Here is a 25841-nt window from a genome sequence, read left to right on the forward strand (position 1 = left end):
GTCAGTCCGCCCAGGACTCGATGATCGATCGCGCGATCGAGATGGATCCGGGCACGAGTAGTCGTGCGCCGGGTTCCCTCGCCGACCAGTCGCCGACCCGCAGCGCGGCGCGGACCTCGGCGCGGGTGAACCAGTGCGCTTCGGCGATCTCGCCATCGGAGAACACGAGTTCCTGAGCGGGGTCGCCCACCGCGGCGAAGCCGACCATCAGCGAGCGCGGGAACGGCCACGGCTGACTGCCGAGATAGTGGATCTCGCGCAGATCGACGCCGACCTCCTCGCGGACCTCGCGTTCCACACAGTGTTCCAGCGACTCACCCACCTCGACGAAACCGGCCAGCAGCGAGAACATCGTCTCCGGCCAGCTCTGCTGACGGGCGAGCAGCACGCGATCGGCACCGTCGTGGACCAGGCAGATCACGGCCGGGTCGATCCGCGGGAACTCTTCCTCGCCCGCGGCCGTGAGTCGCGACCAACCGCCGCGCGCCGAGGTGGTCGCCGTGCCGTCGCCACCGTGGAAGCCGGCCCGGTCGTGCCAGTTGAGCAGCGCGTACGCGGTGGACAGCAGTTCGGCGGTGAAGTCGTCGACAGCGCCGAGCGTGCGCAGGTCCTTCAGCGTGCCGTCGAGTTCGGGCGCACGCACCGCCCACAGGTGACTGCCGTCGACAACGCCGAGGAACACTGCCCCCTCGCCGGGCTCGGCGGCCACCGAAACAGCGGTCTCGAGGACGATCTTGTCGCCCTCCACCCGCACTTTCCCGCGCGCGTCGACCCGCAGGATCTTCGCTTTCCCCCACCCTTCGCGCAGGGCGCCAGGATCGAGCCGGGCGTGCTCGGCCCGGTCGATGGTGGAACGTGACAGCAGCGGAACGTCTTTCAGCCGGAACGACACGATGCCGAGCATAGTGGGGCGGGCTGACTACTTTCCGCTGCGGCGGATATAGAGCAGTTTGTCCGCGGCCTCGAGTGCGTCGGACTCGGGTTCGCCGACGCGGATCAACGCGCCGTTGCGCACCACACCGAGCACGATGTCGCTGAGGTGACGCGGCGATCCACCCACTTCGCTCTCCTCCACCTCACGTTCGGCGACAGCGAAGCCCTCCTCGGGCGTGAGCAGGTCCTCCATCATCTCCACGACCGTCGGTGTGGTGGTGGAGATGCCGAGCAGCCTGCCCGCGGTCTCCGAGGACACCACGACCGAGTCGGCGCCGGACTGGCGGACCAGGTGGGTGTTCTCCGCTTCCCGGATGGCCACGGAGATCTTGGCTGTCTTGTTCAGCTCACGCGCGGTGAGCGTGACCAGCACGGCGGTGTCGTCGCGATTGGTGGCGACGATGACCGCGGCGGCGCGCTGCACGCCGGTCAGCCGCAGCACATCGGATTTGGTCGCCGAACCGTGCACGGTCACCAAACCCGCGGCGGCCGCGGCCTCGAGCGCCACGGGATCGGTATCGACCACGACGATGTCGGAAACCGCCACCCCGTCACCGACCATCGCATCGATCGCGGTCCGGCCCTTGGTGCCGTAGCCGACGACGACGGTGTGATTACGCACGGTGTGCCTCCATCGCTGAATCTTGAATGCCTGCCGCGACCGTTCGGTCAGCACGCCGAGCGTGGTACCGACCAACACGATGAGGAACAGGACGCGCAGTGGGGTGATGACGATGATGTTCACCAGTCGCGCCGACGGGGTCACGGGGGCGATGTCGCCGTAGCCGGTGGTCGACAGTGACACCGTCGCGTAGTACATCGCGTCCAGGAACGACAGCTCGTCGCCGGTGTTGTCGCTGTAGCCGTGGCGGCCGACATAGACCACGGTCGCCGCGGTGAACAGCAGCGCGATCGCGAAGAGCACGCGGCGGGTGAGCGAGACCCACGGACTGGACTGCGCCGCCGGGATCCGCAGCAGACCGACCAGGGCATAGTCGGGACTGCTACTCAACCCGATCGGGTTGCGCGTGTCACCGAACATGCTGCTCCTGTAATTTTGGCGGCTGGCGCCGCGGGTTTTCGGCCTCGGCGGCTGCGCCGCCTGGTGACCGGCCTTGTTCACCTCGAGCGATCGTCAGACTATCGGCTCACTCGGGCTCGTGGGGAACGGTGTCGGTGTTTTCCGGTGCGGCGTCGCGGATGAGGCGTTCGAGTTCGGCGGGGCCTGCCAGTCGGTCCGGGGCGATGGTGCGGCCGGAGCGGATGTAATGGAATGCGGCGCCGACTCGTTGGAGCATTCGGGCCTCGGTGTCGTTGGTGCGGGCGGCCATCAGGCGGGCCCAGGCCAGGCGGTAGACGGCGAGCTGCATGGCGACGGCGGGTTCGTCGGCGGGGCCGGGTTCGGCGCCGGTCTTCCAGTCGACCACGATCCAGCGGCCACCGGGTTCGGCGAACACGGCGTCCATGCGGCCACGAATCACGGTGCCCGCGATGCTGGTTTCGAACGGCACTTCCACGTCGACGGGGTTGCGGTGTGCCCACGGTGAACGACGGAAGGCAGCCTGCATGGCGGCGAGTTCCTGGTCGGCGCGACCCATTTCGCCGGTGCTGTCGGCGGCGCCGGGTAGTTCGTCGAGGCCGAGCAGTTGTTCGGTGCCGAACCAGGATTGCACCCAGGCGTGAAAGGCGGTGCCGCGCCGGGCCATCGGGTTCGGGGGGTACGGGAGCGGGCGGCGAAGGCGGGCGGCAAGGCGAGTCGGGTCGGCGCGAAGTTCGACGAGGGCGGTGGCGGGGAGTTGGCCGGGGAGTTCCACCTGCTGCTCGGCGAGTTCGGCGGCGGTGAACTCGGCGAGCAGGGCGTCGACGTCGGTGGCCCAGCCCTCCGGGTCGTCGTCATCGACCCCACCTTCGGGCTCGACGTCGTCCGGTCCGACGCCGGTGATTCGCTCGTCGTCGGGATCCATCGGCCCGCCACGTAACCGGTCGAGTGCCACGCGCACCAGTGCGGCGCCCTGTTCGATGGGGTCGCGGCGGTTGCCGAGTGGGTCGCGTGGCCAGTGGGCGGTCGGCGGGTTGTCGGCGAAGGGGTTCACCGCGTCCGGTGGCGGCTTGTCGTCCCAGCGGGCGATGGTGGCGACACCGTAGGCCGCGTTGTCCGGGTTCTCGTTCGCCTCTTTGAGTTCGAGCAGGAAGTCCGATGGGCCCTTCTGCGACGTGCCCGTCTCCGGCCAGTAGTAGGCCGAAACCAGCAGTACCCGTTCGGTTCTGGTGAGGGCGACATAGAACAGGCGCCGTTCCTCGTCGAGGCGGCGGCTCTTGAGCGCTGCCTTGTGGTCGGCGATCGCGTGCTCGAGTTCGGAGCGGTCGCCCGCGGTGCTCAGATCGAGCACCGGCACGCCCTCGGCCGCGTCCGGTTGAGCGCGGTCGCCGCGCAGGGTGGTGGGGAGTTCGGTGAGCGCACCGAGCCAGGTGCTCAGCGCGGTCGTCGACGGGAACACCGTGGCGCTCACGTGCGGGACCGCGACGACTTCCCACTCGAGGCCCTTGGCGGCGTGCACGGTGAGCACCTGCACGCGGTCGCGCGCTACTTCGACTTCGCCTGGCTCCAAACCGTTTTCGACCGATTCGGCCGCGGTGAAGAAGGCGAGCAGGCCGCTCAGCGAGGCCCGGGAGTCGGCCGCGTACCCGGCGACCACCTCGGCGAACGCATCGAGGTGCTCGCGGCCCGCGCCACCGCCGGCGATCGCGCGTCTGGCCTGTGTCTCGACGCCGACGCCGATGGTGCGTTCGACATCGGCGACGAGCTCCACCAGCGGCTGCCCACTGCGCTCGCGCAGCGCCGCGAGCTCCTCGCTCAACGCGGCGATCCGCGCGAACCCCGCCTCCGAATATCGGTCGGCCGCACCGGGATCGGCGATGGCATCGGCGAGACCCGCCTTCTCGGTCGGTTCGGGTGCCACCTCACGCAGCGCCGTCGCGAGTCCGGCGGCGTCGGTGATGGCGTCGGTGGCGCCCGATACGCTGCCGATGGACAACATCCGCGCACGCTCGGCCAGCGCGGCCAGATCCGTCACCCCGATCCGCCACCGGGCGCCGGTGAGAATCCGCACCGCCGCGCTCCCGGTTCCCGGTTCGGCGATCAACCGCAGCGTGGCGACGATATCGGCGACCTCCGGCGTCGCCAGCAGCCCACCGAGCCCGACGATTTCCACCGGCAACCCCTGCTCACGCAGCGCCTCCGCCAGCGGTGCCGCATCGGCGTTGCGCCGAATGAGTACCGCCGAGGTAGGCGGTGGCGCCTCGTTCTCCCGCGCCGTCGCCCACTCGCGCGCGATCCGTTCGGCGATCCAATCACGTTCCTGCGCAATGGTTTCCGTGAGCGCGAACTCGACGACCCCCGCATCCGACTGCGGCTTGGCCCGCAACGCGTCCACCGTCGCTCCACCGGCCGCTCGCGCCACCATCCGCAACGGGTCGGCCACCAGGTTCGCCAACGCCAGCGCCTCGGGCGGATTCCGCCAGCTGGTCAGTAGCGGCAGCACCGGCGCGGGCACCCCTGGCGCAGCGGGGAAGTCGGCGGCGAACCGCGGCAGGTTGGCCGCGGACGCACCGCGCCACCCGTAGATGGACTGCATCGGATCACCCACTGCGGTCACCGCGAGCGCCGATGCCGACTTCACGGATTCGCCTGCCGCACTGCGTTCTACGGAGGCAACATCCCGCTCGGTGGGTCCGACCCCTGTTCCTTTCGTGTCGCCCGCTGCTCGGTCACGGTGACCGTCTGCCACAGCGCTGACAGAACCGCCGGCCGACTCATCGTCGCGGCTGCCCATGTCGGCATCCGGCACCGCGCCCGCGGCACCGGCGCCATGCCCTCGGGAGGGCGAATCGTGATCTTCCACCGCGAACAGACCATCGGCCTCGTGCGCCCGAGCAGCCGGCGCCTCGCTTCGAAGCCGCACCGGATGCCTGGTCCGATCCTGTCGCACCGCTGCGGCATTGCCGAACAATGCGGACAGCAACACCCGTTGCGCGTGCCCGGTGTCCTGGTATTCGTCGAGCAGCACCAGTTTGAATCGAGCGCGCTCGGCGGCGGCGACTTCGGGGTGGTCGACGGCCAGTTGTGCTGCCAGCGACATCTGGGAGCCGAAATCCAGTGCGCCGCGGCGGTTCAGGGCTTCGGCGAGCTGACGGACCAGCGGCAACAGCGCCACCCGCTCACGTTGGGCCTCCACCACGTTGGTCAGCGCCTGGCTCGGGCCGCCGCGTTGCCGGGGACCCGCGGGCAGCGTGTAGACGAGCTTCTCCAGCTCCGCGTGCGCCTCGGCCAGTTGCTCCGGTTCCACCAGGTGTTCGGCGAGCTGCCCCGAAAGGGCCAGCACGGCTTCGGTCACCGAGACCGGCGTGCGGTCGGTGTCGAGGTCGCCGTCCCAGGACCGCACCACCTCGTGCGCGAGCTGCCACAGCTGGGTCTGGGTGAGCAGCGCCGCCGAGGGCTCCACCGGCAGCAGCAGCCCGTGCGCGGTGAGCAGTCTGCCCGCGTACGAGTGATAGGTGCTGATCTCCGGCTCGGCTCCGGCGACGATCGTGCGCAACGCACCGCTGGGGTCGATCTCGCGCAGCAGGGGCGCGCCCGCCAACCGTGCCAGTCGGGTCCGGATCCGAGAAGTCAACTGCTGAGCGGCTTTTCGGGTGAAGGTCAGCCCGAGCACCTCGTCCGGGGCGACCAACTGGTTGGCCACCATCCACACCACTCGCGCCGCCATCGTCTCGGTCTTGCCCGCACCCGCGCCCGCGACGACCAATGTGGGCCCTGGCGGCGCGGCGATCACCGCCGACTGCTCAGCGGTCGGGGGTGGCAGGCCGAGCGCGTCGGCCAACCGCTGCGGGGTGACGCGCACGCCGCTCACTCGTCGGTCACCTGCCGTCCGGTGTCCTGCACCGGGCAACTGCCGGCGACCGGGCAATGCCTGCACCCGTCGTTGCGCACCGCCAGGTAGCCCGGCCCGCGCGTGGCATCGGCTGCATCGTGAATGGTGGTGCGCCACTGGTCGAGTCCGTCATTGTCCAGCGGGCTTTGCGTTCGTTCCGCGGCACCGGTTTTCGTACTCGACTTGGCGACGTACACCAGTCGCGCACCGCCGGGTTCGACCGCGGGCGCAGGCTCGTCCGATTCCTCCTCGAGCGCGCCGTGCGCGGCCGCCACCTGGTAGGTGGCCAGCTGAGCGTGCTCGGCGACGGCCTTCGCGCTGACCGGCGTCTTGCCCGTCTTCACATCGACGATGACGAAGCGCCCCTGCGCATCTCGCTCCAGCCGGTCGATCCGGCCCCGAATACGCACGGCCCGTGCGCCTTCCGTCCGCGCGGGCAACACGCAGTCCACCGGGACCTCCACCCCGGCCTGGGTGAGCTCACCGCGCGTGGTGCGCACCCAGGCGAGGAAGGTCTCCAGCATCGTCTCGGTGCGGCGCAGTTCCTGGCGCGAATGCCAGCCGTCGGCCGGGTCGATCGCTTTCCATGCCTGGTCCAGCGCCGCCCGCACCTGCGTCTGCGGCACATCGCCCGCCAGCGCCTGCACGAGTGTGTGCACGAGATTGCCCTTCACGGCGTGCGGGTTGTCGCCGTCGGTGCCGCCGTGCCGTTCCAGCGCCCACCGCAGCGGACAGGTGCGCAGCAGTTCGACCGTGGAGGGTGAGAGCCCGATCGGCGAATCGTCGTCGTCCCAGAGCTCGCGCTGCGAGCTGAGTTCGGCGGTGCCGTACCAGTCGCCGGGGTCGGTGCCCGGCACGCCCGCGTCGGCCAGCCGCGCCAATTGCCGTGCGGCCCGGTCGCGACGGCCGGGTTCGGCCCCCGGATCGCATACCACCCCGCGCAGTTCGGCGACCAGCGCGTGCATCACCAGCGCGCGCCCTGGATCGGCGACCGGCAGCGCGCCCGGTTCGCCGTTGTCGTCGTCGCCGACGAGTTCGGCGAGAAACCGCGACGGCACCAGATCCTGGTCTCCCGCGGCGGATTCGACCGCGGTGACCAACAGCGACTGTCGCGCCCGGCTGCACGCCACCAGCAGCAACCTGCGTTCCTCGGCCAGGATCGGTGCCGCCCGGCTCACGGTCGCGCCCGGATCGACCCCGGCGACCAGGTCGACGAGATCCTCGGTGTGCAACAGCGTGCCCCGGGAGCGCGGATTCGGCCAGATGCCTTCCTGCACAGCAGCTACCGCGACCACGTCCCATTCCCGGCCCGCGGCGGCGTGCGCGCTGAGCAAGGTCACCGCGTCACCTTCGGCGGTCAGTGGTCTGCCCTGTTGCGGAAGTTGCTGGTGCAGCAGGTATTCGACGAACCCGTCGATGCTCGCTTTCGGCAGCCGGTCGACGTAGGCCGCCGCGGCATCGAACAATTCGACGGCCGCGTCGAGGTCGCGGTCGGCCTGCATACCCGAGGCGCCGCCGCGCCGCGACTGCCGGAACCAGCGCCGCTCCAGTCGCGAACTCGTCCACAGTGTCCACAGCACATCTTCGAGACCCAGCCCTGCGGCCTGGGTCTGCTTGGCCTTCGCCACCGCACGCAGCACCCGGCGCAACGGTGCGGCTTCGACTTCGGTGAGCCCGTCGAGAAGTCGCTGTTCGCCGATACCGACGATCAGGTCGCGCAGCACCTCGGCGGAGGACTGGTCGATGAGCGGCACGACGACGACCGGGGGTTCGGGCCGCCTCGGCTCGGCGATTGTTGGTGCGGCAGGCGGATGCTCGGCATCGAGTAAGTCGATATCGTCGGGCAGGCGCTCGGCGATGTCCCAGTCCGGTTCGAGCTCGGGTCGCAGCGGATCGTCCGGGTCCGGCGGCGGCAGCCATTCGTCGTCGACCGGATCCGGTTCGGGCTCCGGCATTTCCGGCGGTGGCGCGGCTTCGTCCCAGAGCAGGAACTGATCGGCACCGTCGGTGAACGGTTCGGCCAGCGCACCTGTTCGCTCCAGGTCGAGCACGCTGCGCCGCACCCCACGACGCAGCCGGCGCAACGCGATCTGATCGGCCCCACCGAGCGGCCCGGACAGCAGATCCATCGCATCGTCCGGCGAGAACATCGCGTCGATCGCCCGCCGCGAACCCGGCCGCGAGGAATCCCCCGCCAGCAACACCCGCAGTGCCAGCACCATCCACGCCGCCCCACGCCGCCGCGCCAACGGCTCGGCCACCGCGGGCCTGCGCACCGGTACCCCCGAGGCCAGCAAAGCCCGCCGCAACGGCGCCAGCGACAACGGCACCGACCGCACGATCACCGCCATCGACGACCACGCGACCCCATCGGTGAGGTGCGCGCGGCGCAGATGATCGGCGATCAGCGCCGCCTCCTTGGCGGGGGTCGACAACACCCGCACCCGCACACTCGACTCGTCGACGGGCGGCAGGTCCTCGGGCGGCACCCAGTCGTCATCGGGCGGCGGTTCGTCATCGGGCGGCAACGGTTCCGGCACCGCCCATGCGGCGGAATCGCTGAGCGACGAACCATCGAGTCCTGTCGCACGGTGGGCCGATTCGCCGCGCTGCGGAACGCTCGAGTCGTGCCGGTCCGAGTCCTCGGCGGCGAACCGCTCCCCGCCGGGCCGAGTCGGGTCGAGGTGCGCGACCAGATCCGCGGCGCGTTCGCCCGTCGAATCGCCGCCCGGTATTCCCCTCGACTCCGGCTGGTCGTTCTCCTGCCCCGGCAATACCCGGTGCCGCGCGCTGCCCGGCAATCTCGCCGCGATCCGCGCATTCGCCAAGCGGATCGGCGCACCGCTTCGATAGTTGTGGCGCAAGGTGATTCGCCGCTGCGCGATGGTGTCGATGTCGGTGAGGAAGTGCGAATCCGCGCCGCGGAAGGTGAACACCGCCTGGTCCGGGTCGCCGGTGACGACGGTGCTCGCGCTGCCGCTGCCGATCGCGCGCACGAGCATCGCGGCCTGCGGGTCGAGGTGCTGTGCGTCGTCGACGAGCAGGTAGCGGATCCGATCCCGTTCGGCGGCAAGCAGATTCCGGTCACCGGCGAGGGCATCGAGCGCCGCGCCGACGAGTTCCGCGGCATCGAGAGCGGGTGCGGTGGCCTCCGGCGCGGCGACACCGACCGACCAGCGCAGCATCGACGCCTGTTCATAGCGCTGGAAGAACCGCCCGGCCGCCACCCACGCATCGTTGTCGTGTGCGCGACCGAGCGCCATCAAGTCCTCGGGTCCGAGGCCGCGCTCGGTGGCGCGCAGCATCAGATCACGCAGCTGCTCGGCGAATCCGCCAAGCGCCAGCGCCGGCTGCAACCGCGGCGGCCACAATCCACCCGCCCCGTCTTCGATATCGGCGAGATCGCCGCGCAGCATCTCGCGCAGGACCGCGTCCTGTTCCGCGCCGGTGAGCAACCGCGGCGGCGGGTTCCCGTGCAGATCGGCATGCCGACGCAGCACCGAGAAGGCATAGGAGTGCAGCGTGCGCACCATCGGTTCGCGGCTCGCCCCCGGGATACCACCCGCGGCCGGGCCGAGCTGATGCGTGATCGCGTCGCGCAAGGCGGCGGCCGCGTGTTTGGTGTGGGTGAGGACCAGCACCGATTCCGGGTCGGCGCCCGCGACGATCCGGGCGGTCACCAGGTCGACGAGCAGCGCGGTCTTACCCGTCCCCGGCCCGCCGAGAACCTGCCACGGCCGCCATCCCGGCCGTGGTGGCGCGGGCTGGGCCTGCTCGGCGAACAGCGCGCGAACCGACGCACCCCAGGCCCGCGGCCGGGGCGCCCGCGTTGTCCGGCGCACGAGTCGCACCGAGCTATCCGATCGCACCACATCGGCTATTGCAACAGACCAGTCCGACACACCGGCGCACCCCTACCGGCAGGACACGCTGCGAGACAGCGCCCGACCGGCCAGAATGGCAGTCGTGTCGTCGCTTCATGTGCACCGTTTCGGCCCCGCCGACGGTCCCCTCGTCCTCGCCCTGCACGGTCTCACCGGCCACGGCAACCGGTGGGAAACCCTCGCCACCGAGCACCTGCCCCAGGCCCGGATCATCGCCCCCGACCTGCGCGGACACGGCCGTTCCACCTCGCTGCCGCCGTGGGATTTCGAAACGATCGTCGACGACCTCGCCGAGCTGCTGCGCGCCGAGACCGGCGGTGGAGCCGTCGTGGTCGGCCATTCCTTCGGCGGCGCCATCGGCATCCATCTGGCCCGGCGACACCCCGCCCTCGTGCGCGCGCTGGTCCTGCTCGATCCCGCCATCGGCATCGACGCGAAGCTGATCGAACAGGTCGCCCTCGCCAACCTCGCCTCCCCCGATTACACCGACGTCTCCGAAGCGCGCTCCGACAAGCAGGTCAGTGCGTGGGGACCCGACGAGGTGGATCCCGAGGTGCTGGAACGGGAGCTGGCCGAACACCTCGTGCCCACCGAGGGCGGCCGGGTCGGCTGGCGCGTCTTCCAGCCCGCGATCACCTCGTACTGGGGTCAGCTGGCGCGCGAGTTCGTGCTGCCGCCCGCCGACCTGCCGACCGTGCTGGTGCGGGCCGCGAAGGTGCAGCCGCCGTATGTCACCGCGGAGTTCCTGGCCGCCCTCGCCGCCCACCTCGACAACTTCACCGCCGAGGTCTGGGACTGCGATCACATGGTCGCCCAGGCCCGCCCCGCCGAGACGGCCGCGCTGATCGCCGAGGTCCTGTAGCCCGATGGCAGTCACGACGGAGGAACAGGTGGAGAAGGTCCGCGAACTCGTCGCCGCGATCCCGCCGGGCCGCGTCTGCACCTACGGCGATATCGCCGCCGCGGCCGGGCTGTCCTCGCCCCGCACGGTCGGCTGGATCATGCGCACCGACTCCGCCGACCTCCCGTGGCACCGCGTTATCGGCGCGTCCGGCCGCCCGGCCTCGCACCTGGCCGCTCGTCAACTGCGGCTCCTGGGCGAGGAAGGTGTCGCGATCGTGGACGGCCGAGTCGACCTGCGGTCGGCAAGACTCTGACCCCCGCGCCGGACACCGTCGCCGCATCGGGAGCCGGCAACGCTCGGGACGCGGCGGTCGGCGGGCCCACGCTGACGCTCCAGCATCCGCGGACAGGCCTACTAGCATGGCATTCGTGCCGATTACCCGATCCAGGATCAGCCGATGACCGCCGCCGACGCCATCGTGCTCGCGGGCGGGCGAGCCAGCCGGATGGGCGGGGTGGACAAACCGGCGATCATGATCGGCGGGCGGTCGATGCTCGACGCCGCGCTGGATTCGGTGCGCGAATGCGGTGAGGTGGCCGTGGTCGGACCGCATCGTCCAGAACTCGACTCGCGGTTCCGGCAGGTTCGTGAGGTGCCGCCCGGTTCCGGGCCCGTCGCGGCGGTCGGTACCGGCCTCACCGCGCTCGACTCCACGGCCGCCTTCGTCGTCGTGCTCGCGGCCGATCTGCCCTTCGTTACCGGCGACACGGTGGGTCGATTGCTCTCCCGCGCAACCGAATCCACCGCCGACGCCGTCTTCGCGATCGACGATTCGGGCCGGCCGCAATATCTCGTCGGAGTGTGGCGGCGCAGTGCGCTGACCGCGGCGCTGGCCGGACTCGACTCACTGGTGAACCAGCCGATGAAGGCCATCGTGCCCGCCGAGACCATCCTGATCGAGCTACCGGATATCGCCGACTGCGATACCGAGGACGAGGTCCGCCGCGCGCGCGAATCCTTGGCCACCGACCGTGCGTCGACCCGCCTCGACCTCACCGAAGCACGGGAACGCATCAGCACCGGCCTGACGCTCCTGGTCGCCTACGAGGCCGCGCTGAGCGAAGTCCCCGGTGCCGCACTGGCCGCACCGATCACCGCCGCGGGCCCGCTCCCCCGCTTCGACGTGTCCGCCATGGACGGTTACGCCGTCCGTGGCGACGGCCCATGGCGATTGCGCCGCGACGTCGGGTTCGCCGGTGGCGCAAGGCCGGAGGGACTGCGCCACGGCGAAGCGGTGCGCATCGCCACCGGCGCCCACGTCCCGGACGGCACCACGTCGGTCCTGCGCGACGAGTTCACCGCCATCACCGCCGACGAACTGACCCGCCGCCACGGCACTCCGATCCGTGACGATGTCCGCAAGAGCGGTGAGGACAGGAAGGCCGGTGATCTCGTCGCCCCCGCCGGTACCCGGGTCACCGCCGCCTTGCGCTCGGCCGCAGCCTCCGTCGAGGTCACCACCGGTTCGGTCCGCGGACCGGTTCGCGCTCGAATTGTCATGACCGGCGATGAGATTCGCAGCGCGGGCCCCCTGCAGACCGGCCAGACCCGCGATTCGATCGGTCCCGTCCTGCCAGACCTGCTCGCGGGCTGCGGCGTTCGCGTCATCGACCGCGTCCACCTGCGTGACACCGCCCACGGCTTCGACGACATGCTCACCGACACCAGCGATTTCGACCTGCTGGTCGTAGTCGGTGCCACCGGCGGCGGTGCGGCGGACCAACTGCGCACCGCCATCGCCCGAGCCGAGGCGCGCATCCTCGTCCCCCGACTCGCCCTGCGCCCAGGCGGTTCCACCGTTGTCGCCGAACTCGCCACCGGCCCAACCGTTCTCGGCCTTCCCGGCAACCCCTTCGCCGCCATCGCCGTGCTGCTCGCTCTCACCCCCGCCATCGTCGCCGCCCGCACCGGCGCCGAACTCCCCCGAAAAATCCTCGGCCCACTCCACAACGCCGCCGCGATCACCGCCCCCGTCCACCGCATCACCCCCGCCCGCTACGCCCCCACCGGCGGCTGGCTCGGCGACCCCACTGTCCGCACCGCCCACCTGGCCGGCCTGATAGACCGCGACGGCCTGGTAATCGTCCCCCCGAACGCTCCCGACGGATCAACCGTCGAATTCCTCCCGCTCCCGTCCTGAAAACGCTGTCCAGCATTCCCGCATCTGCACTAATGGCGACTTCCCGATTTCGCGGGTCGATTGGTCCGATGCCTGCGTCCGATACGGAAAAGTTCGCTTGACACGCCGAATTCACACAGGTCAGGAACCTATTTTCGGCGCAGGTCTATCGTCGAGCCGTAATGGTGCTTATTGTGAGATGGTCAGGCGTGGGACGCCCCGCACGCGAGGTGGATTGCGTCGGACAGTGCGTTTGAAAGGCTTTATCCTTTATCCCTCGGAAAGGACCGTGTGGAGATGGCTGACAAGTCTCGAAAAGCACCGAAGAAAATGCCCAAGCAGATGCCGCGCCAGCAGCAGGAGCAGCGGCAGGAGCAGGGGCAGGACTCGCAAGGGATGCCGCGAGCAGGTCAGGACGATCGGCGTGATCAGCAGCGCCGCCCCGGCCATCACTGATATACGTGTGTCGACGAGCCGCCGGTATCGCTACCGGCGGCTCGTCCACGTCAGGCCCCGATACTCGCTGGCGCGCCTGCCGCGGATTCGTCCCGCCCGCGCCGCGCCGTCGACGGATCGGGAACGGGAACCGCGTCGAGCAGGCGGCGGGTGTACTCCTGAGCCGGTGCGGCGAATACCGCGCGCACCTCGCCGGTTTCGACGATCCGGCCCTGCCGCAGCACCACTACCCGGTCGGCGACCTGGTGCACCACGGCCAGATCGTGACTGATGAACAAGCTGGCGAAACCGTATTCGGCGCGCAGGTCGGCGAACAGGTCGAGCACCTGCGCCTGCACCGACACATCGAGCGCGCTGGTGGGCTCATCAGCTACCAACAGTCGCGGTGCCAAGGCCAGCGCGCGCGCCAACGCCACCCGCTGACGCTGCCCACCGGACAACTCCCCCGGCCTGCGCTGCGCGTAATCCCTTGGCAGCCGCACCGATTCGAGCAGGTTCTCGACCTTGGTCCGCAACAGCGCGCCCGACGCTGCCCGATGTACCTGCAACGGTTCGGCGATGGCGGCGGCGATACTGCGTCGGGGATCGAGCGAGGCACTCGCGTCCTGATGCACCAGCGCGACGTGCTTGCGCAGCCCACGCAGCTCACGCCGTGACAACCCCGCCAGCGAAACACCCTGCAGCTCGACTCGTCCCGAAGTTGCCGGTACGAGTCCGAGCGCGGTGCGCCCGAGAGTGCTCTTACCCGACCCGGATTCACCGACGAGACCGAGCACTTCCCGCGGTCCGAGGGTCAGCGAAATATCCTGCAGTGCGGGGAACGACGCGGCGCCGTGCCGTCCTGGATACACCACCGACAGATCGTCGATCCGCAGCACCTCGCGGTACTCGGATTCACCTCGCCCGCCACCCTTTTCGGCGACAACGGCAGGCTCCCGCGCGACCACCCGCCGCAGTATCCGGCGCACATTCCCTTCCGGGGGTGCCACCGCGACATCGTCCTCCGGCTCGACCACGAGTGGTGTCTGCTCGTCGGCGTCATCGGGCGGGCCGACCACGCCGGCGTCGGTGATCTGAGGCCGCACCGCGGGTAACCGTGGCACCGCGGCCAGCAGCGTCCGGGTGTATTCCTCGCCCGGATCGGCGAACAACCCGAACACCGTCTGCTCCTCGACCACCCGCCCCGCGCGCAGCACCACGACCCGGTCGGCGATCTCCGCGACCACGCCGAGGTTGTGGGTGATGAACAGGATCGCGGTGCCGCGCCGACGTTGCAGGGAGCGCAGCAGGTCGAGGATCTCGGCCTGCACAGTGACATCGAGAGCGGTGGTCGGCTCGTCGGCGATCAGCAATTCGGGCTCACCGGACAGCGCGAGTGCGATGACCACGCGCTGCTTCTGCCCGCCGGAGAGCTGATGCGGGAACCAGTCGATCCGCTTCGCCGGTTCCGGAATATCCACGGCGGCAAGCAGTTCGACTGCTCGGGCCCGCGCGGCGGCTTTGTCGGTGACACCGTGCGCACGCAGTGCCTGCGCGAGCTGGGTGCCGATCTTCTGCACCGGGTTCAGCGCGGTCTGCGGTTCCTGAAAGACCATGGCGGCCTTGGTTCCGCGCAGCTCCCGCAACGCCGATTCGGCGGCACCGACGACCTGCGCGCCCGCGAGCCGGACCGATCCGCCCGCCCGCGCGGTGCCCGGCAACAGCCCGAGCACCGATCGCGCGGTGAGCGATTTCCCCGAACCGGATTCACCGACCAGCGCGACCACCTCGCCCCGGCGCACCCGCAGACTCACCCGGTCGACGACCGTCTTGTCCCCGAATCCCACTGTCAGCTCATCGATCTCGAGCACCGGATCGAGCTCGGATGGTGCGCTCATGCCAATCTCCTTGCCCGGCCCAATGCTTGGGCGATCAGCAGAAATCCCAGGGTCAACGCGGCCACCACGACCAACGGCCCGATCGCTATCCACGGATTCGCGTCGAGGTTGGCGATCGAGGCGGCGATCAGACCACCCAGCGACGGCTGCGGTGGGAGCACGCCGATGCCGATGAAGCTCATCGCGCCTTCGATGAACACCGCCACCGACAGCGACAGCGCGAACTGCACACCCAGCGGCTCGATCACATTGGGCAGCACATGTTTTCGCAGCGTCCACCAGGTGTCGGCCCCGATCACCTCTGACGCTTCGACGAACGGCTGTTCGCGCACGGCCAGCACCGCCGTGCGGATCTGACGTCCGAAGATCGGGATCTCGGCGGCGATGATCACGATGACCACCGCGTGCCAGCCCGGCCCGGTGATCGCGGCGAGCGTGATCCCGAGGATCAGGGTGGGGAAGGCCAGAATCAGGTCGAACACCCGCTGGACGGTCACGTCCGCGACCGGGTGGGCGGTGGCAGCGAGTCCGATCAGCGCCCCGATCACCGCGCCGGCCGGCACCGCGAGCAGCGCGATCAGCAGGTCGATCCGGATTCCCGCCAGCACGCGGGCGGCCACGTCGCGATTGAGGTGGTCGGTGCCGAGCCAGTGTTGCGCGCTCGGCCCGAGCAGGTTGGCGCCGGGGATCTGGGTGAGTGGATCGTAGGAGCTGAGCACTCCGGCGAACACGCCGGCGAGCGCGACCACAACGACCAGCAGTACCCCAGCCAGGCCCTGCCCATGACGCAGCGCGCGCAAGGGACCGTCGGTGGGCGGTGCGACATCGGCTGTCTTCTCGATCGTCATGCCCGTCCGCCGATCCGGATACGCGGGTCGAGCCACGCGTGGGCGATATCGGTGATCAGCTGGATCACCACGAACACCGCCACCGACAACAGCAACAGCACCTGCACGAGCGGGTAGTCACGACGACTGATCCCCTGCTCGATGAGCTGTCCGATCCCCGGCCACACGAAGGCGGCCTCCACCAGCACCGCACCGCCGAGCAACTGCCCGGTCTGGATACCGAGCACGGTGAGCATGGTCGGCAGCGCGTTGCGCAGCGCGCCGCGGGTGACGATCTCGCGATGTCCGACGCCGAGCGAACGTGCCGTCAGCACATACTGTTTCGCGAGTTCGGTGCGTAGCGCCTCGGTGAGGAAGCGGGTCAGCGCCGCCGACACCGGCAGGGCGAGGCAGATCGCGGGCAACAGCAGATACTGCACCGCGATATCGGGTCGCGCGGTGAATCCGTCCGGCGGCACCCCACCGGCGGGCAGCACCGGAACGACGACGGCGAACACGAGCACGAGCAGCGGGCCGACGACGAAGGTGGGCAGCGCGACCGCGATCGTATTAGCCGCGGCTACCACGGTATTCAACCAGCGGCTCGGCCACAGCACCGAGGCCACCGACACGACCAGGCTCACCAGCACGGCCAGCAGCAGGGCGGTCACCGTGAGCACCAGGGTGTTGGTGAGCCCACGGCCGACCAGGTCGGTGATCTCCCCGCCGATGATGTAGGAGCGGCCGAGGTCGAGGGTGAACAGGTCGCCGAGCCACCGCAGGTACTGCACGGGGATGGATCGGTCGAGGCCGAGCTGGTGGCGGATCACCTCGATGGTCTGCGGTGTCGCGTCGTTGCCCGCCAGGATGGTGGCCGGGTCGCCGGGGACCAGCCGCAGCAGCAGGAAGATCAGCACCGAGGCGGCGAAGAGCACCAGCAGTGCCGACGGGAGGCGGTGCAGCAGATAGCGCGTCATGACAGGAAGGTGTCGGTGAGGACGGGCTCGCGGCGCTTGGTCCAGGCGAAACCGTGCACCTTGTTCACAGTGGAGTACTGCTGGAAACGGACGCCGATCTCGATCAGGAACAGTCCATCGAGCAGCTGGTCGGTGACGGCCTGATAGGCGCGCACCGCGTCGGGCCCGGTGCCCTGCGGCAGCTGCCAGGCTGTGTCGGCAGCGGCGGTGTAGACCGGCGATTCGTAGCGGGAGGCATTGCGGCGGGCGTTGAACGGGTAGGCGCTCACGGTGAGCGTCGACGGGACGAACTGCGCCCACGAATGGTCGGTGACCCACAGGCCACGGAACTGCTGGCCGGTGAGTTGCTTGACGAAGGTAGCGGCGTCGACCGGGTCGAGTTCGACCTCGATACCCGCGTCGGCGAGATTGGCCTGCACGATCTGGGCGACCTCGCCATAACCGGGGGCGAAGGTCAGCGGCAGCTTCGGTGGTTTGGCCACCTGGCCGAGTAGCTGCTTCGCCTTGTCGATGTCGCGGGTGTATTTCGTATTGCGGGTCTCGTCGAAGGCGGGCGAGTTCTTCGGCCACGGCACGTTCAGCGGATATCCCGCGCCCCGGAACACCTCGTCGATGATGCGATCACGGTCGAGGGCGTAGGCGATGGCCTGGCGGACCCGGACATCGGCCAGCGCGGGTTCGGTCACATTGACGCCCACATAGGCTTGTAGCTCGGCGCCATCGAGATTGTGCACCGTGAATCCGCCGCTCCTGCCGAGGTTTTCGGCATCGCGGTAGCCGAGTTCGCGCGCCGCGGCGATCTGACCGGACTTCAAGGCGTTGAGCAGCGCGTTCGGGTCGGGGATGATCGAGATCTCGACCCGGTCGAGATAGGGGCGCTCCGGCACCCAATAGTTCGGGTTCTTCTGGAAGATCAACTGCGCATTCGGGATGCGCTCGACATATTCGAACGGACCGGTGCCGATGTAGGTGTCGCCGGTGCCGAGTTTGTCCGCGGTTTCGCTGTCCAGAATGGGGACGGTGTCGAGCAGGTCGAAGATGTTGCTCAGCGGGTGGGCGAGCCGCAGCACGATTCGCGTGGGCGAGACGATGTCGAAGCCGGTGATGGCCGCCGCCGAACTACGCAGTTGCGCGGACCATTTGACGTCGGCATAGGTGCGTAGCGAGAACTCCACATCTTTGGCGGTGAAAGGACGGCCGGAATGGAATTTCACGTCGTCGCGCAGGTCCAGGCTCAGCGATCGGCCGTCGGCGGCCAGCTGCCACGATTTCGCCAGTAATGGTTGCGGTTCCAGACTGTCGTTCGGGTAGCGGATCAGCGATTCGTAGACCAGCCCGATCACAATCGGAACCGCCGCGGTATTGGTGAGCAGGTTCGCCGGGACCAGGTCCTCCCGGATGCCGACCTTCAGGGTGCCGCCGCGCACCGGTGTCGCGTCGTCGCCGCTCGCCTTCTGTTCCGAGACCGCCGAGGTGCAGGCCGCCAGTGCGGCACCACCGAAGATGGCCGCGGCGGCGATGCCGCTGGTGCGCAGGAAGTTTCGGCGGCCGAAGCCACTTGGCGTTGAACTCATCGTGAAGATCCTCGAAGACGCATCGACCCGCGCGGCGGGCCGAGGAGGGTGCGCAGCGCACCACGGGGGAAGGGCCGGCAGTGACGCTAACAAGTTGCGCCGCACCGGTCACCGATTCGACGCACCGTGTACTTAACCCTGGTGACCAGCGGGTATGTCGCCTTTACTGCAGGAATGCCTGTTCCACCCCATGCCCGCGGTTACGAATCCTTTCCCGGCTCGGCCGGTCGCACGTCGGCGCAATCCACGCCCGCTTGGACCTATCCGCCCGCCGCGCCCGCCGGCGCGCCGAACATCGTCGTCGTGCTCGTCGACGACATGGGCTACAGCGATATCGGTCCGTTCGGATCGGAGATCGAGACGCCGACGCTGGATCGTCTCGCGGCACAGGGTGTTCGACTGTCGAACTACCACACCACGCCGCTGTGCTCGCCCTCGCGGGCGGCGCTGCTGACCGGAATCAATTCCCACCGTGCGGGTTTCGGATTCGTCGCCAATGCCGATCCCGGCTATCCCGGCCTTCGTCTCGAACTGGCCGACGATGTGCTCACGCTCCCGGAGATATTGCGGAGCAATGGATACGCCACCTACGCGGTGGGCAAATGGCATCTGGTGCGCGATGCCACGATGAACCCGTCAGCCCCTCGCGATTCGTGGCCGACCCAGCGTGGATTCGACCGCTACTACGGGTCTTTGGAGGGCTTGAACTCCTTCTACTACCCCAACCAGCTGGTGTCGGACAGTTCGGTGGTCGACGTGGAGGAGTACCCGCGGGGCTACTACCTCACCGACGATCTCACCGACAAGGCGCTGTCCTACATCAAGGATCTGCGCGCCCATGACGCGGAGAAACCGTTCTTCCTGTACTTCGCGCACGTGGCGATGCACGGGCCACTGCAGGCCAAGGCCGAGGACCAGGCCAAGTATCGCGGCCGCTACGCGCAGGGCTGGGATGAGCTGCGCAGGCGTCGCTTCGCCGAGCAGCTGGCTCAGGGCTTGTTCCCGCCGGGGACCGAGCAGAAGCCGCGCAATACCGAGCCGGGTTATGAAGCGGCGGAATGGGATTCGCTGTCTGCCGAGGAGCAGCGGCGGTATGCCAAGTACATGGAGGTGTATGCGGGCATGGTCGACAGCATCGACCAGAGCCTGGGGCGCATCGTGGACCTGCTCGAAGACCTCGGCGAACTCGACAACACCATCATCGTGTTCACCTCCGACAACGGCGGAACAGCCGAGGGCGGACCGGAGGGCACCCGCTCCTATTTCGCCGAGTTCGCCCACGTCGACGACCCCGACTGGGTAGGCGATGTCGCCCATGACGAGGATCTGATCGGCACCGCGAAGCTGGGCGTGCACTACCCGCGTGGGTGGGGTCAGGCGTCCAACACGCCGTTCCGGTTCTACAAGGGGCAGACCTTCGCGGGCGGCGTGCGGGTGCCTTTGGTGGTGTCGTGGCCGAAGGGGCTGCCACGCGCGGATACCGATTCCGGCATCCGCCACGAGTACGCCTACGTCACCGACCTGGCGCCTACCCTGCTCGAACTGGCGGGCCTCGACCGTCCGTCTGTGCGTAGTGGGTTGCCCGCCAAGGACTTCGACGGCATCTCGGCGGCCGAACTCCTACGCGATCCGGCGGCACCGACCCGGCACACCGAGCAGTATTCGGAGATGACCGGCCATCGCGGCTTCTACCGCGACGGCTGGAAGCTGCTGTCGTTGCACGACTCCGACGCCGACATCGATGCGCCGAACTGGCAGCTGTTCGATGTGCGCGCCGATCCGACAGAGCTGCACGACCTTTCGGCGACCTTCCCCGAGAAGGCCGTCGAGCTCGCGGCTGCCTGGGACGAATCAGCTTGGTCCAATACGGTCTTCCCACTGCTCACGCGAGCCGATCTGTTCCGCCGTCGCCCGGAGGAAGCCCGTTTCGCCGCGCCGGTCCGACTCCTGCCTGGCACCCCCACCCTCGAGCGCTATCGCTCCCAACGCCTCATCGCCTATCGCGATTTCACCATCACCGCCGACCTGGCCGCCGTCAACCCGTCCGGCGCGCCGGGGCGAGCAGTGCTGCCGCTCGCGGGGACTCCGTCCGCCGCCGCGGTGCCGAGTGCCGATGAAGCACGTGTCGACGTGGTCGGACGCGACGCAGGGAGGCCGGTCGCCCCGCCGGAGATCGGCTATCGACTCGGCGACGAGGGGGTGTTGGTCGCCCACGGTGATCCGCTCGGCGGATACCTGCTCTACGTCGAGAACGGCGAGGTGGTGCTCGGTGTGAACAGTTACGGCCGCTACGCGTCGGTGGGTGTGGCACTGCCGATCGGGACGCGCGAGATCACCGTGCGCGCAACGATCCGGCCGCAGCTGCGCTGGGACTTCACCATCGAGGTCGACGGCACGCCGCTCGCCGAGTTGACCGATCAGGTGCAGCTCGTCGGCATGGCGCCGTGGACCGGGATCTCCGTGGGCGTCGACGCGCGCGGGCCGGTCTCGTGGGAGCTGCGCGAGCGCCGGGGACCGTTCCGCTACACCGGCGCGTTACGGGCGATCACATATACGCCGGGACCGGTCCAGGTGCCGCAGCGCACGATCGACGCCGTGGAACGCGAGGCCGAGTACGCCGCGGAGTGAGGGGCGCGTGGTCAGCGCAGGCCCCGGAGAACGGCTCTCGACCAGGTCGGATACCGTTTACCAGCCAGAATCACCACGCAGTGAGGACACCCGATGGACGACAGTTCCCTGATCTGGGACGACGGTGCGCTCGTCACCATCGACCAGCGCGGACTGCCGCACGAGGTCCGTGAACTGCGCCTACGCACCGTCGACGAGATCATCGACGCGATCACCACCCTCGCCATCCGCGGCGCCCCGGCGATCGGCATCGCCGGTGCTTTCGGCGTGGTGATCGCGACCCTGGCGCACACTCGCCACGACTCGGCAGGCGCGCGGACCGTCGATGTGGGCGCGGTGCGGGCGGAGGCCGATCGGATCGCCGCGGCGCGACCGACGGCGGTGAACCTGGCATGGGCGGTCGACAGGGTGCGGGGACGGATCGCCGAGGGCGCCGACGCGGTGCTGGCCGAGACCCTCGACATGCTGGCCGAGGACGGGCGAGTCAACCTCGCGGCCGCCACCCATGCCGCTGACCTGGTCCAACGTCTGTGCGGCGAGGGGCCGCTGCGCCTGCTCACCCACTGCAACACCGGCCGCCTCGCCACCAGTGCGGTGGGCACCGCGATCGGCGCGTTGCGAGTGCTGCACGAGCGTGGCGCCGTCGAGGACGTGATCGTCGACGAGACCCGCCCATTGCTCCAGGGCGCCCGGCTCACGGCCTGGGAACTGGCCGAGGCGGGCATCCCGCACCGGCTGACCATCGACTCCGCGGCGGCCTGGGCCATGGCGACCGGGCAGGTCGACGCCGTGCTCGTCGGTGCGGACCGGATCACCGCCAACGGCGACGTCGCCAACAAGATCGGCACCTTCGCCCTGGCCCTGGCCGCCCGCCACCACCGCATCCCGTTCATCGTGGTCGCCCCGGAATCCACCCGCGACACCGCGATGGCGACCGGCGCACAGATCGTGGTCGAGCAGCGGGCTCCCGCCGAGGTCACCGGGTTCGGCGGGCACGCGACAGCGCCGGCGGACACCGCGGTGTTCAACCCGGCATTCGACGTGACACCCACCGACCTGGTCACCGCCGTCGTGACGGAAAACGGTGCGGTCTACCGCAATTCGGACACGTTCGACGGGCGAGGCCGGGGGATTCACCACGCCGCGGCCACGCCGCTCGCCGAGCACGGTCGGGCAATCGCCGCTGTCGCCCGTCAGCTGTACGGCCGGGGCTGGATGCCTGGGACCGCGGGCAATATCTCGGTGCGGATCGCGTCGAGCTCGTCCGAGTCCGGGCGGAGCGAGGCGACAGCGGGCGAGGACACGCTCATCACCGCGAGCGGGCTGTCCAAGGGTGAACTGAGCGAACACGATACGGTCCTCGTCGCGATCGCCGACACCATCCCACACCCCGGCCAGAGCCGAAAGCCGTCCGCCGAGACCAGCATTCACACTGCCGTCTATCGCACTCGTCCCGCCGGTGCGGTCGTGCACGTGCACTCGCCTTTCGCCACCGCACTGGCCACCACCGCCGCACGACCCGGCGACGCGGTGACCCCCTTGCGGATCAGCGGTTTCGAACTGCTCAAGGGATTCGGTCTGACCGACCCGTCGACGGTCGTGATCCCGGTGTTCCCGAACTGGCCCGAGGTGGCGCGGATCGGCGCCGACATCGAAACCTATCTCCGCGAAAACCCCACCGCCCCACCGATCCTGTTCATCACCGGGCACGGGATCACCACCTGGGGTGACACTCTTGCCCAGGCGCGTGATCGCGCCGAATGCCTGGAAGCCCTGTGCGAGTTGATCGCCCGCACCGGACGTACCGACGCCACACCCCTCGAGATCGGACCGACATGACCCTGCTGCAAGTGATGGCCGCCGACAACGCCGCCGACGTCCGGGTGCGCACCACCGACCCCACCGAGATCGGCACCGAGCTGGCACAGCACGGAATCGCCTACTCGCACTGGGAAATCCGCCCCGATGCCGCGGCCACCGACTCCGACACCCTGCTGGCGCACTACGGCCCGCAGATCGCCGAGCTCAATGCCTCGGGCCGCTATCAGCACATCGACGTCGCCCGGATCCACCCCGACGCCGACAACCCGGAGTGGCCTGCCATCGCCGCCGGTGCGCGCGCGAAGTTCCTCGACGAGCACCGCCACGCCGAGGACGAGGTGCGCTTCTTCGCCGCCGGCCGCGGCTGCTTCTACCTGCATGTGGGCGACACCGTGCTCGCGACGGTCTGTGAAGCGGGCGACCTGCTCTCGGTCCCGGCGGGCACCCTGCACTGGTTCGACATGGGCACCACCCCCGACTTCATCGCCCTTCGCTTCTTCGAGGAGGCCGACGGCTGGGTCGGCGACTTCACCGGCGACAAGATCAGCGCGGGCTTCCCCACCCTCGACGAACTACTCGCATGACCCGCGCGATCGTCCTCGACATCGAGGGCACCACCAGCCCCACCGACGCGGTCCGCACCGACCTCTACAGCTACACCGCCGCCCACCTACCCGCCTGGCTGACCGAGAACCCCGACGGCACAGCCGATTCGGTGATCTCCGCGACCCGCGAACTCGCCGGCGAACCCACCGCGGGCACGGACCGCATCGCCGAAATCCTGCGCGGCTGGCTGAAATCCGATGTCAAAGCCGAACCACTCAAGACGGCCCAGGGCGCGATCTGCGCCAAGGGGTTCCGCACCGGCGCCCTGCACGGCCGCTTCTTCGACGACGTGGCACCCACGCTGAAAGCGTGGCACGCCAACGGCTTCCAGCTGTTCGTCTATTCCTCCGGTTCCGAACGCAACCAACGCGATTGGTTCACCTTCGCCGACGCGGGTGATCTGTCCGGCCTGATCACCGACCACTTCGACCTGATGACCGCAGGCCCCAAACGCGAGCCCACCTCCTACGCGTCCATCGCCGACCGCATCGGCGTCCCCGCACCGGAAATCCTGTTCCTGTCCGACCACCCGGACGAACTCGACGCCGCCGTCACCGCGGGCTGGCAGACCATCGGCATCCACCGCCCCGGCGAACCCAACCCCCCACGCCCGCCCCACCTCTGGGTGAGTTCCTTCGCCGACATCGAGGTCGGCCGGCACCACCGATGACCCCTCCTGCGCGAACTCGGCGTCACCGTCGTCGAGCGCTAGGACTCGCCGAGGTCCGGGATGACCGGACCTCGGCGAGGGCGTGTCACGACCCGACCGAGACCTTGTCGCGGTCCGGCTCGGGCTCGTAGGTCTCCCAGAAGGTGGCGTTGCGGATGTCGAGTTCCTTCGGGTCGAAGACCGGGTCCTTGCCCGCCTTCTGCTGGCGCTCGAAATCGCGCAGCGCGATGAACGCGGGCCGCTGGATGACGATGATTCCGATGATGTTGAGCCAGGCCATGAGGCCGACGCCGATATCGCCGAGTGCCCACGCGTCGCTGGCGGTCGACACCGCGCCCGCCGCGACCGACACCAGGATCAGCGCCTGCAGGACCAGCGTGGTGTTGCTGCCGATGGTGCCGCGAAGCAACGGAACCGGTGTAGCGGCCTTCTTGCCGAGCAGGAACCGGACGTTGGTGTCCGCCATGTAGTAGTAGGCGATGATCGTGGTCAGGCAGAAGAAGGCCAGCGAGATCGCGACGAAGGTCGAGCCGAAGCCGCCCCAGAGGGTGTCGACCGCGGTCTGCGCGTAGGCCGGTCCCACCGCGATGTCGGAGGGCAGTGCGCCACCGTCGGCCAGGACAGCGCCGGCGGCCGACTCGCCTTCGAAGACCCGGTAGGCACCGGTCGACAGGATCAGCAGACCGGTCGCGGTGCAGACGAACAGGGTGTCGATGTACACGGCGAACGCCTGGACGAGGCCCTGCTTCGCGGGGTGGGACACCTCAGCGGCGGCAGCCGAGTGCGGGCCGGTGCCCTGCCCCGCCTCGTTGGAGTACACGCCACGCTTGACGCCCCACATGACCGCGGACCCGACGATCGCGCCGAACGCCGAGTCGATGCCGAGCGCACTGCGGAAGATCAGCGAGAAGATCTCGGGAATCTGGCCTGCGTTCGCGAAGACGATGATCATGGCGATCAAGATGTAGGCCACGGCCATGAACGGCACGACCACCGAGGCGAACGCGGCGATCCGTTTGACGCCGCCGATGATCACGAAGGCGAGCACGATCACCGTGCCGACCGCGATGGCCCATTCCGAGATGCCCCATGCCTGGTGCATCGCCGCGGCCATCGAGTTGGACTGCACGCTTGGCATCAGCAGACCGCAGGCGAGCACAGTGACCGCCGCGAAGATCACGCCGTACACCTTGAACAACGGCGCGGCCTTGGTGTGCGCCATCGCGGTGCTGAAGTAGTACGCGGGCCCGCCGCGATATTCACCGGTGATCCGGTCGCGGGTCTTGTAGATCTGGCCGAGGGTGCATTCGACGAAGGAGGTCGACGCGCCGAGGAACGCGACCATCCACATCCAGAACAGCGCGCCCGGCCCACCGAACGCGATCGCCGTCGCGACACCGGCGATATTGCCGGTACCGATACGTCCGGACAGCGACATCGCCAGTGCCTGGAACGAGGAGACGCCCGACGCGGATTTCTCGCCGTTCACCAGCAACCGGATCATCTCCGGGATCTGCCGGATCTGGACGAATCTGGTCCTGATCGAGAAATACACGCCCGCGGCCAAGCACAGGTAGATCAGCGAGTCACTCCAGATATACCCGTTGATCGTGGTCAAGAACTCGGACACTTGA

At 69.1% G+C, this 25841-nt stretch carries 17 protein-coding genes; 8 read left to right on the plus strand and 9 right to left on the minus strand.

The window, feature by feature from the left end; genetic code table 11:
• Nucleotide 1: 1 nt before the first annotated feature.
• The 4 genes from nudC to ACQHI0_RS21670 all read right to left on the minus strand — a co-directional run bounded on the left by nudC (nucleotide 2) and on the right by ACQHI0_RS21670 (nucleotide 9733).
• The gene (nudC, locus tag ACQHI0_RS21655) at nucleotides 2-895 is read right to left on the minus strand and encodes an NAD(+) diphosphatase (RefSeq protein WP_427909246.1); all 894 of its coding nucleotides are present in this window, start codon (nucleotides 893-895) and stop codon (nucleotides 2-4) included.
• Nucleotides 896-919: 24 nt separating this feature from the next.
• Nucleotides 920-1975 carry a potassium channel family protein gene (locus tag ACQHI0_RS21660; RefSeq protein ID WP_427903668.1) on the minus strand — a complete coding sequence of 352 codons (1056 nt, stop codon included), beginning with the start codon at nucleotides 1973-1975 and terminating at the stop codon, nucleotides 920-922.
• Nucleotides 1976-2081: 106 nt separating this feature from the next.
• Nucleotides 2082-5843 (minus strand): ATP-dependent helicase, encoded by a 3762-nt coding sequence (locus tag ACQHI0_RS21665; RefSeq protein ID WP_427903669.1) that lies wholly within the window; start codon nucleotides 5841-5843, stop codon nucleotides 2082-2084.
• On the minus strand, nucleotides 5840-9733 hold the full coding sequence (locus ACQHI0_RS21670; RefSeq protein WP_427909247.1) for an ATP-dependent helicase: 3894 nt from the start codon (nucleotides 9731-9733) through the stop codon (nucleotides 5840-5842). Before ACQHI0_RS21670 ends, ACQHI0_RS21665 begins: the two co-directional genes overlap by 4 nt.
• An 88-nt stretch (nucleotides 9734-9821) precedes the next feature.
• On the opposite strand from ACQHI0_RS21670, the gene ACQHI0_RS21675 reads away from it, so the two are divergent.
• From ACQHI0_RS21675 to ACQHI0_RS21690, 4 genes are all read left to right on the plus strand, one after another.
• Entirely contained in the window at nucleotides 9822-10610 is a 789-nt protein-coding gene (locus ACQHI0_RS21675) for an alpha/beta fold hydrolase (RefSeq protein ID WP_427903670.1), read from the plus strand.
• Nucleotides 10611-10614: 4 nt separating this feature from the next.
• Complete coding sequence (locus ACQHI0_RS21680; protein ID WP_427903671.1) at nucleotides 10615-10905, plus strand: MGMT family protein; 291 nt, start codon at nucleotides 10615-10617, stop codon at nucleotides 10903-10905.
• Between the two features lie 144 nt (nucleotides 10906-11049).
• Complete coding sequence (locus ACQHI0_RS21685; RefSeq protein ID WP_427903672.1) at nucleotides 11050-12792, plus strand: NTP transferase domain-containing protein; 1743 nt, start codon at nucleotides 11050-11052, stop codon at nucleotides 12790-12792.
• 276 nt (nucleotides 12793-13068) lie between these two features.
• Complete coding sequence (locus ACQHI0_RS21690; protein WP_266292381.1) at nucleotides 13069-13227, plus strand: hypothetical protein; 159 nt, start codon at nucleotides 13069-13071, stop codon at nucleotides 13225-13227.
• 50 nt (nucleotides 13228-13277) lie between these two features.
• Here the strand turns inward: ACQHI0_RS21690 and ACQHI0_RS21695 are convergent, their stop codons facing one another.
• Genes ACQHI0_RS21695 through ACQHI0_RS21710 form a run of 4 tightly spaced genes read right to left on the minus strand, consistent with a single transcriptional unit; the run spans nucleotide 13278 to nucleotide 18482 of the window.
• Entirely contained in the window at nucleotides 13278-15104 is a 1827-nt protein-coding gene (locus ACQHI0_RS21695) for a dipeptide ABC transporter ATP-binding protein (protein ID WP_427903673.1), read from the minus strand.
• Nucleotides 15101-15952, minus strand: a complete 852-nt coding sequence (locus ACQHI0_RS21700) for an ABC transporter permease (RefSeq protein WP_427903674.1) — start codon at nucleotides 15950-15952, stop codon at nucleotides 15101-15103. Before ACQHI0_RS21700 ends, ACQHI0_RS21695 begins: the two co-directional genes overlap by 4 nt.
• A complete protein-coding gene (locus ACQHI0_RS21705; protein WP_427903675.1) occupies nucleotides 15949-16908 on the minus strand; it encodes an ABC transporter permease in 960 nt (319 codons plus the stop codon). The genes ACQHI0_RS21700 and ACQHI0_RS21705 overlap by 4 nt, the downstream gene beginning before the upstream one ends.
• Entirely contained in the window at nucleotides 16905-18482 is a 1578-nt protein-coding gene (locus ACQHI0_RS21710; protein ID WP_427903676.1) for an ABC transporter substrate-binding protein, read from the minus strand. The genes ACQHI0_RS21705 and ACQHI0_RS21710 overlap by 4 nt, the downstream gene beginning before the upstream one ends.
• Nucleotides 18483-18656: 174 nt before the next feature.
• Between ACQHI0_RS21710 and ACQHI0_RS21715 the strand changes: the two genes are divergently transcribed.
• The 4 genes from ACQHI0_RS21715 to mtnC all read left to right on the plus strand — a co-directional run bounded on the left by ACQHI0_RS21715 (nucleotide 18657) and on the right by mtnC (nucleotide 24207).
• The gene (locus ACQHI0_RS21715) at nucleotides 18657-21110 is read left to right on the plus strand and encodes an arylsulfatase (RefSeq protein ID WP_427903677.1); all 2454 of its coding nucleotides are present in this window, start codon (nucleotides 18657-18659) and stop codon (nucleotides 21108-21110) included.
• Nucleotides 21111-21203: 93 nt separating this feature from the next.
• A complete protein-coding gene (gene mtnA, locus ACQHI0_RS21720) occupies nucleotides 21204-22949 on the plus strand; it encodes an S-methyl-5-thioribose-1-phosphate isomerase (protein WP_427903678.1) in 1746 nt (581 codons plus the stop codon).
• Nucleotides 22946-23515, plus strand: a complete 570-nt coding sequence (locus ACQHI0_RS21725; RefSeq protein WP_427903679.1) for a 1,2-dihydroxy-3-keto-5-methylthiopentene dioxygenase — start codon at nucleotides 22946-22948, stop codon at nucleotides 23513-23515. The genes mtnA and ACQHI0_RS21725 overlap by 4 nt, the downstream gene beginning before the upstream one ends.
• Complete coding sequence (gene mtnC, locus ACQHI0_RS21730; protein ID WP_427903680.1) at nucleotides 23512-24207, plus strand: acireductone synthase; 696 nt, start codon at nucleotides 23512-23514, stop codon at nucleotides 24205-24207. The genes ACQHI0_RS21725 and mtnC overlap by 4 nt, the downstream gene beginning before the upstream one ends.
• A gap of 85 nt (nucleotides 24208-24292) precedes the next feature.
• Here the strand turns inward: mtnC and ACQHI0_RS21735 are convergent, their stop codons facing one another.
• Nucleotides 24293-25837, minus strand: a complete 1545-nt coding sequence (locus ACQHI0_RS21735) for an alanine/glycine:cation symporter family protein (protein WP_427903681.1) — start codon at nucleotides 25835-25837, stop codon at nucleotides 24293-24295.
• Between the last annotated feature and the right edge of the window lie 4 nt (nucleotides 25838-25841).

Source organism: Nocardia sp. FBN12 (genome assembly GCF_050320175.1).
GTDB lineage: Bacteria > Actinomycetota > Actinomycetes > Mycobacteriales > Mycobacteriaceae > Nocardia.

Bases quoted from the DNA above. Each gene is read 5' to 3' on its own strand.
- ACQHI0_RS21695 (WP_427903673.1), bottom strand. From the start codon at position 15,104: ATGAGCGCACCATCCGAGCTCGATCCGGTGCTCGAGATCGATGAGCTG.
- mtnC (WP_427903680.1), top strand. From the start codon at position 23,512: ATGACCCGCGCGATCGTCCTCGACATCGAGGGCACCACCAGCCCCACC.
- ACQHI0_RS21700 (WP_427903674.1), bottom strand. From the start codon at position 15,952: ATGACGATCGAGAAGACAGCCGATGTCGCACCGCCCACCGACGGTCCC.
- ACQHI0_RS21690 (WP_266292381.1), top strand. From the start codon at position 13,069: ATGGCTGACAAGTCTCGAAAAGCACCGAAGAAAATGCCCAAGCAGATG.
- ACQHI0_RS21725 (WP_427903679.1), top strand. From the start codon at position 22,946: ATGACCCTGCTGCAAGTGATGGCCGCCGACAACGCCGCCGACGTCCGG.
- mtnA (WP_427903678.1), top strand. From the start codon at position 21,204: ATGGACGACAGTTCCCTGATCTGGGACGACGGTGCGCTCGTCACCATC.
- ACQHI0_RS21675 (WP_427903670.1), top strand. From the start codon at position 9,822: ATGGCAGTCGTGTCGTCGCTTCATGTGCACCGTTTCGGCCCCGCCGAC.
- ACQHI0_RS21680 (WP_427903671.1), top strand. From the start codon at position 10,615: ATGGCAGTCACGACGGAGGAACAGGTGGAGAAGGTCCGCGAACTCGTC.
- ACQHI0_RS21660 (WP_427903668.1), bottom strand. From the start codon at position 1,975: ATGTTCGGTGACACGCGCAACCCGATCGGGTTGAGTAGCAGTCCCGAC.
- ACQHI0_RS21715 (WP_427903677.1), top strand. From the start codon at position 18,657: ATGCCTGTTCCACCCCATGCCCGCGGTTACGAATCCTTTCCCGGCTCG.
- ACQHI0_RS21710 (WP_427903676.1), bottom strand. From the start codon at position 18,482: ATGAGTTCAACGCCAAGTGGCTTCGGCCGCCGAAACTTCCTGCGCACC.
- ACQHI0_RS21705 (WP_427903675.1), bottom strand. From the start codon at position 16,908: ATGACGCGCTATCTGCTGCACCGCCTCCCGTCGGCACTGCTGGTGCTC.
- ACQHI0_RS21685 (WP_427903672.1), top strand. From the start codon at position 11,050: ATGACCGCCGCCGACGCCATCGTGCTCGCGGGCGGGCGAGCCAGCCGG.